The 12,286-nt window shown below is 55.0% G+C and carries 19 protein-coding genes; all 19 read right to left on the reverse strand.

Annotated elements, in window-relative coordinates; genetic code table 11:
- Positions 1–105: 105 nt before the first annotated feature.
- The 19 genes from C3Z11_RS11520 to C3Z11_RS11610 all read right to left on the reverse strand — a co-directional run bounded on the left by C3Z11_RS11520 (position 106) and on the right by C3Z11_RS11610 (position 12,224).
- The gene (locus C3Z11_RS11520; protein ID WP_262927373.1) at positions 106–957 is read right to left on the reverse strand and encodes a DUF6694 family lipoprotein; all 852 of its coding nucleotides are present in this window, start codon (positions 955–957) and stop codon (positions 106–108) included.
- Positions 958–1,088: 131 nt separating this feature from the next.
- The gene (locus tag C3Z11_RS11525) at positions 1,089–1,715 is read right to left on the reverse strand and encodes a DUF6246 family protein (RefSeq protein WP_106478105.1); all 627 of its coding nucleotides are present in this window, start codon (positions 1,713–1,715) and stop codon (positions 1,089–1,091) included.
- Positions 1,715–2,062 (reverse strand): hypothetical protein, encoded by a 348-nt coding sequence (locus tag C3Z11_RS11530; RefSeq protein WP_106478106.1) that lies wholly within the window; start codon positions 2,060–2,062, stop codon positions 1,715–1,717. Before C3Z11_RS11530 ends, C3Z11_RS11525 begins: the two co-directional genes overlap by 1 nt.
- A complete protein-coding gene (locus C3Z11_RS11535) occupies positions 2,062–2,553 on the reverse strand; it encodes a phage tail tube protein (protein WP_106478107.1) in 492 nt (163 codons plus the stop codon). Before C3Z11_RS11535 ends, C3Z11_RS11530 begins: the two co-directional genes overlap by 1 nt.
- A 12-nt stretch (positions 2,554–2,565) precedes the next feature.
- Positions 2,566–2,949, reverse strand: a complete 384-nt coding sequence (locus C3Z11_RS11540) for a phage tail termination protein (protein ID WP_106478108.1) — start codon at positions 2,947–2,949, stop codon at positions 2,566–2,568.
- Positions 2,949–3,311: a hypothetical protein gene (locus C3Z11_RS11545; protein ID WP_106478109.1), complete on the reverse strand. Its 363-nt coding sequence runs from the start codon at positions 3,309–3,311 to the stop codon at positions 2,949–2,951. The genes C3Z11_RS11540 and C3Z11_RS11545 overlap by 1 nt, the downstream gene beginning before the upstream one ends.
- Before the next feature lie 3 nt (positions 3,312–3,314).
- The gene (locus C3Z11_RS11550; protein WP_106478110.1) at positions 3,315–3,659 is read right to left on the reverse strand and encodes a hypothetical protein; all 345 of its coding nucleotides are present in this window, start codon (positions 3,657–3,659) and stop codon (positions 3,315–3,317) included.
- Position 3,660: 1 nt separating this feature from the next.
- Complete coding sequence (locus C3Z11_RS11555; RefSeq protein ID WP_106478111.1) at positions 3,661–4,050, reverse strand: DUF7370 family protein; 390 nt, start codon at positions 4,048–4,050, stop codon at positions 3,661–3,663.
- A gap of 9 nt (positions 4,051–4,059) precedes the next feature.
- Positions 4,060–4,437, reverse strand: coding sequence for a hypothetical protein (locus C3Z11_RS11560; RefSeq protein ID WP_106478112.1), 378 nt, complete (start codon positions 4,435–4,437; stop codon positions 4,060–4,062).
- A gap of 1 nt (position 4,438) precedes the next feature.
- Positions 4,439–4,642 (reverse strand): hypothetical protein, encoded by a 204-nt coding sequence (locus C3Z11_RS11565; RefSeq protein ID WP_106478113.1) that lies wholly within the window; start codon positions 4,640–4,642, stop codon positions 4,439–4,441.
- A 41-nt stretch (positions 4,643–4,683) separates the two neighbouring features.
- The gene (locus tag C3Z11_RS11570) at positions 4,684–5,724 is read right to left on the reverse strand and encodes a major capsid protein (RefSeq protein WP_106478114.1); all 1,041 of its coding nucleotides are present in this window, start codon (positions 5,722–5,724) and stop codon (positions 4,684–4,686) included.
- A gap of 11 nt (positions 5,725–5,735) precedes the next feature.
- Positions 5,736–6,179, reverse strand: a complete 444-nt coding sequence (locus tag C3Z11_RS11575) for a hypothetical protein (RefSeq protein WP_106478115.1) — start codon at positions 6,177–6,179, stop codon at positions 5,736–5,738.
- A 6-nt stretch (positions 6,180–6,185) separates the two neighbouring features.
- Positions 6,186–7,319 (reverse strand): DUF2213 domain-containing protein, encoded by a 1,134-nt coding sequence (locus C3Z11_RS11580; protein ID WP_106478116.1) that lies wholly within the window; start codon positions 7,317–7,319, stop codon positions 6,186–6,188.
- Between the two features lie 88 nt (positions 7,320–7,407).
- Complete coding sequence (locus C3Z11_RS11585) at positions 7,408–7,836, reverse strand: hypothetical protein (protein WP_106478117.1); 429 nt, start codon at positions 7,834–7,836, stop codon at positions 7,408–7,410.
- Between the two features lie 129 nt (positions 7,837–7,965).
- Positions 7,966–8,091 (reverse strand): hypothetical protein, encoded by a 126-nt coding sequence (locus tag C3Z11_RS17130; protein WP_262927374.1) that lies wholly within the window; start codon positions 8,089–8,091, stop codon positions 7,966–7,968.
- 215 nt (positions 8,092–8,306) lie between these two features.
- Positions 8,307–9,203 (reverse strand): minor capsid protein, encoded by an 897-nt coding sequence (locus tag C3Z11_RS11595; RefSeq protein ID WP_158701022.1) that lies wholly within the window; start codon positions 9,201–9,203, stop codon positions 8,307–8,309.
- Positions 9,127–10,518 (reverse strand): anti-CBASS protein Acb1 family protein, encoded by a 1,392-nt coding sequence (locus C3Z11_RS11600; protein WP_106478120.1) that lies wholly within the window; start codon positions 10,516–10,518, stop codon positions 9,127–9,129. The genes C3Z11_RS11595 and C3Z11_RS11600 overlap by 77 nt, the downstream gene beginning before the upstream one ends.
- Positions 10,519–10,528: 10 nt before the next feature.
- Positions 10,529–11,740: a PBSX family phage terminase large subunit gene (locus tag C3Z11_RS11605; protein WP_106478121.1), complete on the reverse strand. Its 1,212-nt coding sequence runs from the start codon at positions 11,738–11,740 to the stop codon at positions 10,529–10,531.
- The gene (locus C3Z11_RS11610) at positions 11,712–12,224 is read right to left on the reverse strand and encodes a terminase small subunit (protein ID WP_106478122.1); all 513 of its coding nucleotides are present in this window, start codon (positions 12,222–12,224) and stop codon (positions 11,712–11,714) included. The genes C3Z11_RS11605 and C3Z11_RS11610 overlap by 29 nt, the downstream gene beginning before the upstream one ends.
- Positions 12,225–12,286: the final 62 nt, after the last annotated feature.

Genomic DNA, 12,286 nt, shown 5'->3' on the forward strand with positions numbered 1-12,286 from the left:
GAGCCTACCACGCAGCCAGCGGTCAAAAACTGAGAATTAGGCAGCGCGGGGCGTCTTTATTGGGACATGAAAAAGCCGCCCAAAGACGGCTCTGTGAGTCACACGCTAATCATTATCTACGTCTATATGATCATCGCCATATTGGCTTTTCAGCTCTTCGAGTCTCTTCTTATCATATTCACTGAAATCTCTTACGGAGTAGAGAGGTTCATTATTTGCTCCGTCAAGCTGCTCTACGGTAACAGTGAATACCGCTCCCGAGGGAATATCCATTTTTCCCCAGTCAGAAAACCTGTTTGGTGCAAGAGACCAGGTAGCCTGTTCGCCGGGCTCAAGTCCTCCGGCTATTTGGTAATTGAAAGACTCCTTTAGCCATGGAACGCTACGCTCCGGACTCGCTAGCGTCCCCTCAAAGTAAGCCCTTGCTATCGCATTATCCGTACCATTTTCTACAGTTAGCTCAATGATAGGCTGTCCGTTACCGTAATGCCTTTCTTGCTTATAAAATCTAGACTTTTTTATTTTAAAAAGTGCCAACTTATCTTTGGCAACTTCTGCTTCAGCTTTTTTGTTCTCAAGTTCTTGGATTTCTTTTTTAGCTTGGTCTAACTCTCTCTTTTTCCTTTCGGCTAGGATTTGGTCAGCCTCATCGATAATTTGCTGACCTGTTTTACCATCGACAGAGTTTCTAACGCGCGCCTCAAGTTCGCTTTTCCCTAGCTCGCTATTTAATTTCCCAGAGAATATATCTTCTGTCTTAACATTTTTAAAAGCCAATATCTGAAGAGCTTTATCAAATTCATCGTACTGATCCGCTGGCAGGGAATTCCTTACTTGGCTGATTGAATTTTTCATCGAGTCAGCGGTAGAGGTGTCAACTTTAGGATCTCCACACCCGGATAGGGCCAACATACCAATAGTTCCTGCGACTACTAGGGGATAATACATTGGATTCATCTCGGCTCTTCCTAATATATTGCTTACTTATGATAGAAGAGGCTACCACGCTCAGAAGGGTTGTAACTTACGAATTGGTTACATATAGGCATCTTTATTGGGACATGGACACTAGTCGCGATTACGCAGTGCTATTTCTTATCTGTGGCCAACTTTCTCTTCCTGAATTGCTCGATATACGCGACGGTTGCCTCGGCCTCTTCGCGTGTCGGCGCTTCCACTTCCTTCTTCTCTGCCTCTGAAGGCGGATATTTTGCCTCTATTGCCCGCTGAAACTCGATCATTGTCATTTGCCAGGCATCAGCTGTTGAAAGGCCTAGGTGCGCCTGTGCAGCCGCTACAAACTCGGCAGGATCGAAGCGATTGGACGGCTTGCCGCCGCTCTTTGTCTTGCGTGGCGCACCCACCATGCCATTAACCGCCAGCCGGGCGCCCAGTACGTGAATATCGCGAAAGGGAAGGGAGCCGGCCACATAGCGCAGCCGACCTTTCACTTCACGATAGCAACCGATCAGCCTATCGAGGCCTCGGTCATCCTCGCCAACATGGCAAACATGCAGCAGGCTAAGTGCCAAGTCATAGGCACGATGAGCAGAGTAGGGGAAGGTGGCATAACTGCCTTCGAACTGCACATCACGCAGGATGCCGATTAGCTCTTCAGGCGTCCCCAGTTTTGACATGGCCAGCAGCGAGGGCCGGAACACATAGTCCCGGTCACCTGTTGTTATCCCTAGCTCACCTGCATACACGTTTGCCATTATGCACCTAGATAAATCAGCGCGGCCTTGAGCTCTTGGCCGTTGGTGATCGTGATGTCGCCCTTCATGTAGGCATCAATTGTCGTCAGCCGCATGAGTTTGGTTTTTCCAGCAGGCACCTCGATCGGGTAGCCGGAAGAGAGATCCAGTTCGCCCATGTCGGTCGTAGTCTGGACGCCAGCATCAGAGCCTTTGATGCGTACAGTGCGCTGCGATTCTGTCTCGTTGCTGATGATCAGCAGCGGGGCATAGGCGCTGTCATAGTTGAGCGCATCGTCGCCCTCAAGCGTTTCGAATGACAAGGACAGGGGGCCAGCCCCTGCCTTTTGCGCAGTAAGTGTCGTCATTACGCAGCCGCCGTTTCAGTTGCGATGGTGTAGGCGAAGCTGTTGCCTTCCATTGTCCAGCTGGCCACGTCATCGTGTGGCGCGTTGTTGCGGAAGGATGTCAGCAGCGCCGTGCCTGTGTAGGTGCGCAGGCTGTCAGTACGCGGCGCAGTGATGCGCAGGTAGATGGTTGGGTAGCCAGTCTCGCTGCCGTTGGCTGCAGGTGCATTGACGTACTCTTCGAGTAGGTCAACGTTCTTGGTCGTGTCCTTGGTCGCCAGGCCATCGAAGCTGATGTCAGAGGTCTTGTACGTGACAAGGTTCTCTTGCGTCAGTTCGGGGCTATCATCGGTCGTAGCATCAGTGGTTTGCCATTCAGCGCCCCATTCCTTGCCACGGGCCGCGCCCAGCGTCAGCCATTCACCCGGATTGGTTGCGGCGTTCGGGTCGGTCAGGGCGAATTCGACAACGACTTCGCGGCCAAGGTACTTACGGATTGGTTCAAGTGCCATGTGATCGGCTCCTTAGTAGTTCTCCGCCCAGCAGCGGACATTGAGTTGGAACATTGGTCGCCCGTTATCGAGGGCAGAGGGGCCGATTACATCGGCGAGAATTTCAAAGTTGACGATGCGATCTGCTGTGTTGTGTTCGATCAGGTAGAGCTTGATGGCCTGGGCAAGGTTGCCGGCTTCAACGTCGCCGTATTGGCTGCCGACGATGGCAAACGACACGTCAGGCTGCTGGCCGTATTCATTGGCTGTGCCGCCGCCATCGGTGCGCATCATGACGACTGGTACTGCGTCTGCTGCCGTATCCTCGTCATAGAGGCGGTAATAGACGACCTTCCAGCCATCAAAAAGGCCACCTGCATCGAGGTGGCCTTTCACGGTATCCAGTAGATTTCGCATCAGAGTTTGTAGCTCCTGCGTATGTGCGCTTCCAAGTCGGCCTTGCCGTCCCGCTCAAAGCCTTTTCGCAAGTAACCGGCCTCAGCGCCTGACTTCTGCCAGCTTCGCTCCGGTCCCTCATGCACAGCAGCAGCATAGGCGGAGGTGTAGCCAATCAGGCCGATCGTGCCGGTGGCGCTGTTCGTGACACGGCGATAGCGGCTGTTGATCAAGGCTGACGTATCGACTGGCGTTAGGTTGACGGCATAGCCTTCACCGATGATCAGCAATTCGGTAACGACCTTACTTGTTTTGGCACCGGCAATGTTGCGCACCGTCTGGCGCATATTGCTGCGTATCTTGCTGCCGCCTTGGATAGCCATAGGTCACGTCCAGAGCACGAAGTCGGGTTCTTCATTGAAGAAGCTCATATCCCACATGCCAGTGCGGCGAACGCTCTCGGCGCTGCTTGGCGGTGTAGTGTCAGCTGACTCGACACCGATCAGGATGCGACTGCCCACGGCAATGGTGCGCTGATCCTCGTGATATACGGTATAGCGCGGGCTGAATTGCTGGCCGTTATCGTCAGCCTGTAGATCGCCGCCGGCTTCGAACGTACAGGCGATGGTGAACGGCTCGCCCCATGTAGGCTGACGCGTGACAGGATCGCGCTCACCCTCGGGCCAGATGGTAGCGACATTCTGGTAAGACCAATTTGCCGTCTTCGACATGTCAGCAGCTCCTACGGCGTCCAGGGCCAACGCTCATCACCATCGGTCGTTCCTTGTCATTCTCAAGCAGCGACGTGATACAACCGTACCGATCGAGCGTCTTAAGCATTGAGCCCCAATTGGTGAGTTCAATGCCTTGGCCAGTAGGCGTGGCAAACGAGCGAGATGCACCGGATGGAGCGGACTGACTTCTGATCTGTCCGCCCTGAGCAAGCGTCATCAAATGTGCCACGGCGTTGATCTTGAGCAGGCGCTGTGTCTCGTCCGGCACCTTATTCTTGTCGAGGCAGGTATCGGCCTGAGCAACGAGCGCGATATAGCCGTCGATCATCGCGTCAGCGCCAGTAATGCCATAACCCTGAACGTCAGCGGCGGTAATGGTGACGGCCATATCGGCTCCTTATTTCGCGTCTTCGTACGCTTTGATACCACCGGCAGTCAGCGTGCCGTCCTCGCGCATTTGATTGCGACTGATATCCACGATCACGCCTTTGTAGCGGACTTTAAAATCTTCATCGTCGTCCTGAACGACTTCAGCTTTGTCGCTATCTAGATCGCCCGGCTCTGGCTCGGCAGGCTGGTTGCCAGTCACGTTAGCTTTGGCGCCTGGCGTTGCGACCGTCATTTTCTCGCCCACGATCTCGACCTTGCCGCGATACAGCACGGGAACGTCGCCATCATTGTTCAGCGTGACATTGAACGTCTCACCAATGGCGCAGCGACGGCTATTGCGATACAGATTCGGTGCGGTTACGCGTACCTCAACTGTCTTGCCCATGTCACACCTCGCTCCAGTCTTCGTTCATCCATTCCCGCATCTGTTCGGGCGTCATGTCGGTCTGGTCAGGGAAAGATGCATATTTGCCTTGAGGCGCCACAGTCCGATCAATGGCAGCAATATTTTTCTGATCAGCCTCGCTGAGCTGCACGCATATCGGCACCTCAGAGCTGTCGAACCATTGTTTCCCGATCTTGACTCTCATAGAGCCTCCTAAAGCAAAGGCCCCCGAAGGGGCCTGTGGGTTTACGCAGCGGCAGCGTACAGCCATGCAGAGCGGCCGTTGGCATCGACGCGGATCTCGATACCCATCGCAGACCATACGATGAACTGATGGCGAGCGAACGGCGTCTGACGCGGTAGGGCCACGTTGGACACAGCCTGGCCAACCAGGGGTACGATGTACTCCTGAGAAAGCACACCCATGATCAACTCGTTGCCTTCGAGAGAAGACAGCTCCTTGATCGCGGCAATGCCTTCGAGGCGCAGCAGCTCTTCGCGAATCGTCCGTGACAGGTAGTCATCGGAGTAGAAGCGGTCGAGCTGGCTGTTGATCTCGGGCGAGACGTATACCGTCACCGGCTGACCGACACGGTTGTCGACGCGCAGAATGTTGCGTAGACGTGTGAACTCGCCACGGATCTGCGCGCCAGTAGTGGTGTCGGCAGTCATGTCGATGCCGATAGTGGCCTTTGCCGTATTCGCACCGTTACGGATGCCGTAGGACTGAATGCCTTTGAACTCCAGGCCCGGCAGGCCATCGAGTGCGTAGTCAGCCATGCGCTGACGTACGGTGCGGGTAGAGGCAGCCTGATCGTCGATCAGCCCATCCCAGCCTTCGCTACGCATACCGGCCAGTTCGCGCCATTCGCGGTAATAACCAGACTGGTGAACCGGGACAATCGCGCCATCGTACTTGTACGCGGTCTGATCGTTCGGGATCGGCTCAAGGCCGGAGATAGAGGTAGTGACCGCGCCAGCATCGCCCGCCTGACGGTACTGATGCACGATCTTGCCGATATCCAGAGGACGAGCCAGTGGCAACAGATCGTTGAGCAGCACGTCAGTGTTAGGGTCGAGCATGATCGCCTTGGTCTGCGCGTCCATCTCAGCGTAAACCGGATAGGGCACCGGTGCAGAGGCGTTACCGACCATGCCGGGCATCTGGATGCTGCCAAAGCCCTGTTCGGCATTGGCGTGCATCATGCGATGCGCCTGCACGAAGTCGTACTGCGCCTTCAGGTTGCGCGAGTTGGCAACCGCCTTCTTGTCAAAAATCCAGCTCATCGGGACGCTCCTTATACGAATTTCACAGCGACCAGCTCAGGAGCGTCGCCAGTGGTAATAGTTTCAGCGGCAAAGCCATAGGCTGCGGTGCCATCTGCTGGGTCGGTGGCAGTGATGGTGCCGTCAGTGCCCACGAATACCGGTGCATCTTCGGTGAATGCCGTAGCAGCAGCGGCGCGGACGTTCAGAATCAGCGCTGATTGCGGGTAAAAGGCCGTCGCCACGTCATCGGCTTCGTAAGCGTCGTCAATGAAGCCCTGACCGAGATGATCGCGGTCGAGCACGTAGCTGACAGAGCCAGCGCCAGCAGCAAAGCGACCGTCAGCGTCCAGAGAAACGACGGTGCCAGGCAGCAGGGCAGCAGCTACCGGCGACTCTTTGCGGATTGGCTGGTCAAGCATCTGTGCCGGCGCGCAGAAGATGACGTTCTTGCCGAACTGTGTGTAGTTAGCCATGTTCAATTACTCCGGCAGGGTGTCTTGCGGCTTGCTGGCATCAGCGTTACCGGCGAAATGTGCATTGAGGTGGAAGCCTTGGCCCGGGTTGTCGTTCTTCTCGGCCATCTTCAGCGTCACCTGCTTGGCATTGGCAGTCATTGCCTTCAGGTCGTCTTCGCTGTAGCCCAGCTTGATCAGCTTGGCGTCCACTTCGGCATTGGCAGTGCGCTTCTGCTCATCGACATTGGCTTTCAGTTCGCCGATGGCTTCGCCCTGTTCTTTCTGGTTGGTAGTCAGTGCATCAAGCTTCTCGCCGAAAGGCTTGAGTGCTTCGTTGACTACCTGCTGCAGTTCTTCCTTAGTCATATCGCCCTCCGGGGCATTCGCGTTGTTAACAACGGAGGCTTCTGCTTGCGCGCCCCCGAAAGCGCTCTTGATGGCCGTCACCAACTTGTCGATGCGGCCCTTGTTCCTTTCCCGATCTTCTGCTCGATCAGCCACGCGCAGGATGTGCTCAGCAGCAGCGGTGATCTCGTACTCTTCGTCGTCAGTAAGCTCGACGTTACTGACCAACACATCGGACTTGTCACCAGCAGAGTTGACGAACACACCGACGCCTTCCGCTGGAGTCGCAGCACCCGGCTCGCCCAAAAGAAAGCAGTCGTGATCGAACTTCATGTTTGCAGCGACCCACGTGTACTTCTTGCCCTTGCTCTCACCGTTACCGGTGCGCTGTTGCAGGGTCAGGCCAGTGCTGGTATGAATGGGCTCCTGCTTTTCGATGGCCTGGATCAGTTGCCGACCCTTCTCGGTCTGATTGGCGACGCGGATATTGACCAGCTTGTCGAGACGTACGCGCCCGTTCTCGCGCCGTACGTTTGTATTCCATGCGCCAACGCCGTACTTATTGACGGCGATAGGGTGAGTGGCCGATACGAACTCACCGTTGACCATGGGATGACCCAGCGGGGCCGGCGTGTTTTCGAGGCTCTTGTAGCTGGCCTCGATCTCGTCAGCCGGGTATAGCCCGCCGTTCATCACTACGTTATCGGGGAGAGTCACCGCCGGAATGCGGTAGTGGTCCTCACCCTCGATGGTTTCTTTCTTGATCTGCGACGCGTTAACTCGCGTCACGATATGAGCGTGTGCAGTTCGCATCGCATACTCCAGGCATGAAAAAGCCCGCTCATGGCGGGCCTGGGAACAAAAAGCCCAGCGCGGGGCTGGGCTATTAATAGGCTATTGCTTAAGGCTTAGTTGGCTCTATAGATTCCGGTTCGATGGCTGACAGCCTACTTGCAAGCTTCGAAAATGCGGCAAGTGTTCCCACGTTATCCTTCATAAGAATCACATGTGTTTTCCCACTGGGCGCTTTCCACACTGCTAAGTAATCAAAGTCTTTTAAACCTTGATACGCATCTGCATCATCGTAATGATCCGCATAAGGGTCTGACTCATTTCTGGCAATCAAAGAATAAACGTTTAGGCCATGCACGTTAGCGGAGTGCCGCAAAAAAACAAGCTGAGGTATTGCATCAATAGGATCAGCTCGCGAATCCGTAGATATAACAATGGAATCAATAACTTTCTGATTATCAAGCGATTCGATCGCTTTAAGGTCTGATCCAGCCAACTCGGAGAAAGTAGTCTGAGACCATCTCTGGCGTGCGCTCATCAGGAACTCCTACATTAGAGGGATTCCCAATGTAACGATAAAACCATAGATGGTTCAATTTTATGAGCCGTCGCATTTAATGATCCTATACAGCGCCTGCCCGGACACGACCGATAGAACCTCGTCTGGCTATACAGGCGGCCATAGCCGCTTTGGTGGATGCTCTTTGATCGGCTTAGGCTCGGGAAACGGCTTCTTGCGTTTCAGTTTGTCGATCATGTCGCTGTAGCTGTCTTTAGATGGGCGGTCAGTCATGACTTAGCGCCATCCAGCACGTTTTTCTTGCATGCTTCGCTCACCAAAATGGCGGCGCGGGTTACCACACATCGCGCATGAGCAAACACATTTATGGTTTGCATACACTCCAGCAGCCTTGGGGCCTGTATTGCCCCAAAAGGGATTCTTGCGCTGCTTATCGTAGAACCGATCTTTCATGCGCTGTTCATGATGGCGTCTCAAAGCGCGATTCATTAATCCTCCAGATACTCACTAGCCTGCTTGCGCAGTTTAACTGGGAGATTATCGCTCAATGGCTCGCCTGCGTCATTGGTCAAAACGGATACCTGTGTGCAGCGGCAGTTAATGGCATTGCCGTCGCGTGAATACCATTCCTCGACCTCTTGCCGCGAATAAACCTTGCCGTGACGTGAGGCATGCGATCGGCGCGTCGTGGCGAGCAGGGCAGAGACATGCATCAGGCGCGTCTTGATACCTTCTTCCTGCGTCTGCTGATCCTCATCCCATATTGCCCGGCGATGGCCGTTATTAATTTCTGTGCGAGCTATGCGCAGCGCTCGGGAATGAGCCACGCCGAGGCGGTCACGAATCTGTGTGGCGATCTCACGAGGATTGAGCCCGGAGGCAATACCATCGGCCAGTGCGCGAGCCAGATCGGTGCGCGTCTGATCGCTGAAGCCGCGCATCTCTTCGAACACACGAGCGCGTAGGTAGGCAATACGACGCCGGTAGGGCTCAGACATTAACGTCTGCTCCACATTCCGCGTCTGCACGACCGATTGCGTCATGATGTTCGTCACTGCCGCTGCAGTCGCTGCCTGATACGCGTTCACTGTCTGCGCAAGGATGATCGAGTCACCTCGATCGCCACGCATGACGTGCAGCTCGATAAGCTCAGCGATGTAGTCGTTGATCGAATCAAGCTGCGTCTGATCCAGCGCATAGCGGTAGGCATCAGAGCGATTGCCGACGAAGGCCTCAAGCGTCTGCGTCACGCGATCGATCAGGCCGTCCTGTATCGCTCTTAGCGCCTGCTCAAGCTGCCGTTTGGCCTTAGCGATCTGCCGTGTCGTCTGCGCCGGGCTGTGGCTGCTGCGAGGTACTACCGGCTGTCTGACCTTGTTCGCCATTGTCATCCTCGCCTATGCCATCGTTATCGAGATCAGGATCAGCATCGAAGCCGCCAGCATCACGGATCTCATTAGCCTGGAAGGGTACTTCGATACCGGTGCCCATCGTGTTCTTGTTGATCTCACTCATCGTTTTGGCGTTGGCGAGCTTGTCGCTGACGCTAGGCTCAGTAAGGTCGCCCCATGCGCAGTAGAAATTCTCGATGCTTGGCAGCACGCCAAAGCGCATCAGCTTGCGTACCAGCTGCTCAAGGTTCGGTCCAATGAAGCGCTTGCGGCGTGACATGATCGTCTGCGCCCACTCCTGGCTATTCTCGTCAGAGCTGCGCTGACTGATCTGCTGACCAATAAGGATTGGCATCGGACATGACACGCTGGCGGCAAACGACTGCATAGCCACGTCAAAGAACTCTTTCGGCGTTGGCACGCTGAATGACAGGCTGCTTGCTTTCATGCCGCCAAGTAGGAGCAGTTTGTCCATGCCCGAGGCGAAGTCAGATGCCACCTCGTTCATGCGATCGGCTACTTCATCCTGTTTAACGCCGAACATATCAGCTAGCTTCTGTGCGTCCGTCTCGCCCTCAAGCGCCCATGCGCCGCGTGCAGCCTTCCAGAAGCCCTCACCACCGGCCCCGATGATCTTCTCGATGGTCAGTAGGTCGTTAAAGCCAGGTTCAAGCGCCGACATGCCATAGATGCTGTCATCGTCCGCGCCTTCAGCAATGATATGGATGCGGTCAGGATGAATCTGCAGCGATTCGTGCGCGCCCGGGTTTTCGTTACCCAACGCAGCCTGGTTGAACTGATACATCGCCGGCATGCCGTAGTCAGGCGAGGCCGGATCAGTGATCCATGAGGTAACGGTAAGCTGCGATTCAAAGATCGGCTGAGCCTTGAGTAGGGCACGCCCATTGGAAACCGGCTGATCGGGATGTTGCCCATCGGCAAACACCAGATAGAGCGCTGCATATCGGCCAACACGACCACGCCAGTCGGCAGCGTTCAGCCGATTGAATAGATGCGTCTCACGGAATACTTTCTGTACGGCCTTTTCCCATGGCGTCCAGTCGCTGTGCGGATCATCGCCTTCTTGGCCTTCGACCAACCAAGGGTCTGTCTCCCACGTCTTCTCGACGGCACGCATCACGCCGGCGCGAGCGATACCGTTGCGCTGAAACATCGAATAGAAATTGGTGAAGTCCAGCGTGTCAGGATAGCCATAGTCCTCCCACGCCGTAGCACGCTTGGCGTCATTGCTACCAACTTTGAGAGTGCCCCCAAATAGGGATTGGCGCCCGTTATGCATCATCCCCATGGGGTAATCCTTATCGTCTATGGCGGGACAGTACGAGGCCTTGCCCCTTACGCCTAATCATTGGCGCCAAGGCGTACCTGACGGCATCCCAGCGATGGTTATGCGCATCCTCGATCTTTGGCAGGATGTCGCCGCTGCGCTTGTCGATCTTGTACGAGTAGAGTCGGGCTTCTTCCTGCATCTCTTTGCAACGGGTATGAATCACGATTTGGTCGTAGGTCTTGATATGCTCGATGCCATCCTCGACGCTGCCGGTCCATTTCTCGACGCCTTCGGTGCGAGGCAGGCCGTGACGCTTCAAATAGCTGATTGACTCAGGGCGAGCGTTGTCTGCACGGGAGACGTACTTATCAACGTTGGGTATCTCACGCTTGAGGTAGGGCGCCGTGTCATCCAGCTCTAAACCAACGCGACCGGCGTCGTACTCAATGAAGAGGCTATTATCGTGAATCCAGCAGCGAACGCATGCCGTCGGATCTTGTGAGAAGCCGAAATCTAGCCCCTGATAAGGACCGTCCCAATCGTCACTAGGTTCGAATTCATCAACGCGCCAGCGGCCCGCGAATATCTGTGCCTCTGACTTCGTGTTGTAGCCACCTAGCCAGATATGAACGTACTTCTCGTAATCAGCCTTACGCTGCCAGTTCGCCTGCTTGATCAGGACTTCCGGGCACCATGGATTGTCCGTGTAATTGACATGAACCAGGATGGCGTCAGGATTGTTCTGGAAGTGCTTCTCTACGGCGTCCGTGGGCTGGTCAGGGTTCCAGCTGAACCATATCTCCGATCCATCTTTACGAATGGTCGGGATCAGTAATTCAAGACTTCGTGCGCTGACGCTCTGCGCTTCTTCTACCCAGGCGCGATCGAAGCCTTCGAGAGACTTAATCGAGTCGGCCGTGTGGTCCTGCATGCCTTGGAAGATGATCAGGCCTTGCCCATCTATTCGGCGTATCTCGTTGAGCGTGATGTCAAAGAGATGAGAGACGCCCATGTCCTGAATCTTGCTCTCGACCAGCTTCTTGGCCGAAAACTTGAGCGACTTCTGTATCTCTCGAATACAGACCGATTGCTGATCAGGATTGGCTACGTGCTCTTCAACAAGCAATTCTGCGAAGAAGTGCGACTTACCAGAGCCACGGCCACCCTTGGCACCCTTGTAGCGCTTGGGGGCGATAAGCGGTACAGCCCATTCAGGAGTCGGTAGACACAGGTTTTCCATCGGCGCCCACCACTACGCGAGTAATCGTTTTAGGCGTCATTGAGCCATCAGAACTTGAATGGTCCACTTTGTCAGTGAACAGCTTCAGATGCTTGCCTAGCAGCTCATAGCCCTTGAGAGCATTGGTGGCGTCGTACTTCCATACCGGCGCAATCTCGCCATCTTCGGTCTCGACCATTACTGCTGCGCCTGTCCTGTCGTAGACGCCTTCACCTTGCTCGCAGCGGCGGATGTTCTTTACGATGCCTTGCAGGACGAAGTCAGCATCTATCTTGGTTCGCTCAGAGCGGTCATTCATGCGCGCTTGGACAGCACGCTGAATGCTAACTTTCGCTAACAGGCGAGCACCTTGCTCATTGGCCGTACGCTCGCTGTATCCTGCCCGTATGGCTGCCTGCGTGGCGTTCAGGTCTACGATGTACTCTTCGACAAAACGAGACTGCCGGGCCGTCAGCTCGACAGCCTCCTGGGCAGTCTTTGTCATAAAAACTCCGTTTATAAGATCAAGCTTCCATCAAGCAAGGATAAATACTCCTGCATACACAG

The sequence above is a fragment of the Phytohalomonas tamaricis genome, from assembly GCF_003012345.1.
Taxonomy (GTDB): Bacteria; Pseudomonadota; Gammaproteobacteria; order Pseudomonadales; family Halomonadaceae; genus Phytohalomonas; species Phytohalomonas tamaricis.

Coding starts and splice junctions, on each gene's coding strand:
- C3Z11_RS11585 (WP_106478117.1), bottom strand. CDS start 7,836: ATGAGCGCACGCCAGAGATGGTCTCAGACTACTTTCTCCGAGTTGGCT.
- C3Z11_RS17130 (WP_262927374.1), bottom strand. CDS start 8,091: ATGACTGACCGCCCATCTAAAGACAGCTACAGCGACATGATCGACAAA.
- C3Z11_RS11580 (WP_106478116.1), bottom strand. CDS start 7,319: ATGCGAACTGCACACGCTCATATCGTGACGCGAGTTAACGCGTCGCAG.
- C3Z11_RS11605 (WP_106478121.1), bottom strand. CDS start 11,740: ATGGAAAACCTGTGTCTACCGACTCCTGAATGGGCTGTACCGCTTATC.
- C3Z11_RS11560 (WP_106478112.1), bottom strand. CDS start 4,437: ATGGGCAAGACAGTTGAGGTACGCGTAACCGCACCGAATCTGTATCGC.
- C3Z11_RS11530 (WP_106478106.1), bottom strand. CDS start 2,062: ATGACGACACTTACTGCGCAAAAGGCAGGGGCTGGCCCCCTGTCCTTG.
- C3Z11_RS11555 (WP_106478111.1), bottom strand. CDS start 4,050: ATGGCCGTCACCATTACCGCCGCTGACGTTCAGGGTTATGGCATTACT.
- C3Z11_RS11525 (WP_106478105.1), bottom strand. CDS start 1,715: ATGGCAAACGTGTATGCAGGTGAGCTAGGGATAACAACAGGTGACCGG.
- C3Z11_RS11600 (WP_106478120.1), bottom strand. CDS start 10,518: ATGGGGATGATGCATAACGGGCGCCAATCCCTATTTGGGGGCACTCTC.
- C3Z11_RS11520 (WP_262927373.1), bottom strand. CDS start 957: ATGAATCCAATGTATTATCCCCTAGTAGTCGCAGGAACTATTGGTATG.
- C3Z11_RS11575 (WP_106478115.1), bottom strand. CDS start 6,179: ATGGCTAACTACACACAGTTCGGCAAGAACGTCATCTTCTGCGCGCCG.
- C3Z11_RS11550 (WP_106478110.1), bottom strand. CDS start 3,659: ATGTCGAAGACGGCAAATTGGTCTTACCAGAATGTCGCTACCATCTGG.
- C3Z11_RS11535 (WP_106478107.1), bottom strand. CDS start 2,553: ATGGCACTTGAACCAATCCGTAAGTACCTTGGCCGCGAAGTCGTTGTC.
- C3Z11_RS11570 (WP_106478114.1), bottom strand. CDS start 5,724: ATGAGCTGGATTTTTGACAAGAAGGCGGTTGCCAACTCGCGCAACCTG.
- C3Z11_RS11565 (WP_106478113.1), bottom strand. CDS start 4,642: ATGAGAGTCAAGATCGGGAAACAATGGTTCGACAGCTCTGAGGTGCCG.
- C3Z11_RS11545 (WP_106478109.1), bottom strand. CDS start 3,311: ATGGCTATCCAAGGCGGCAGCAAGATACGCAGCAATATGCGCCAGACG.
- C3Z11_RS11610 (WP_106478122.1), bottom strand. CDS start 12,224: ATGACAAAGACTGCCCAGGAGGCTGTCGAGCTGACGGCCCGGCAGTCT.
- C3Z11_RS11540 (WP_106478108.1), bottom strand. CDS start 2,949: ATGCGAAATCTACTGGATACCGTGAAAGGCCACCTCGATGCAGGTGGC.
- C3Z11_RS11595 (WP_158701022.1), bottom strand. CDS start 9,203: ATGGCGAACAAGGTCAGACAGCCGGTAGTACCTCGCAGCAGCCACAGC.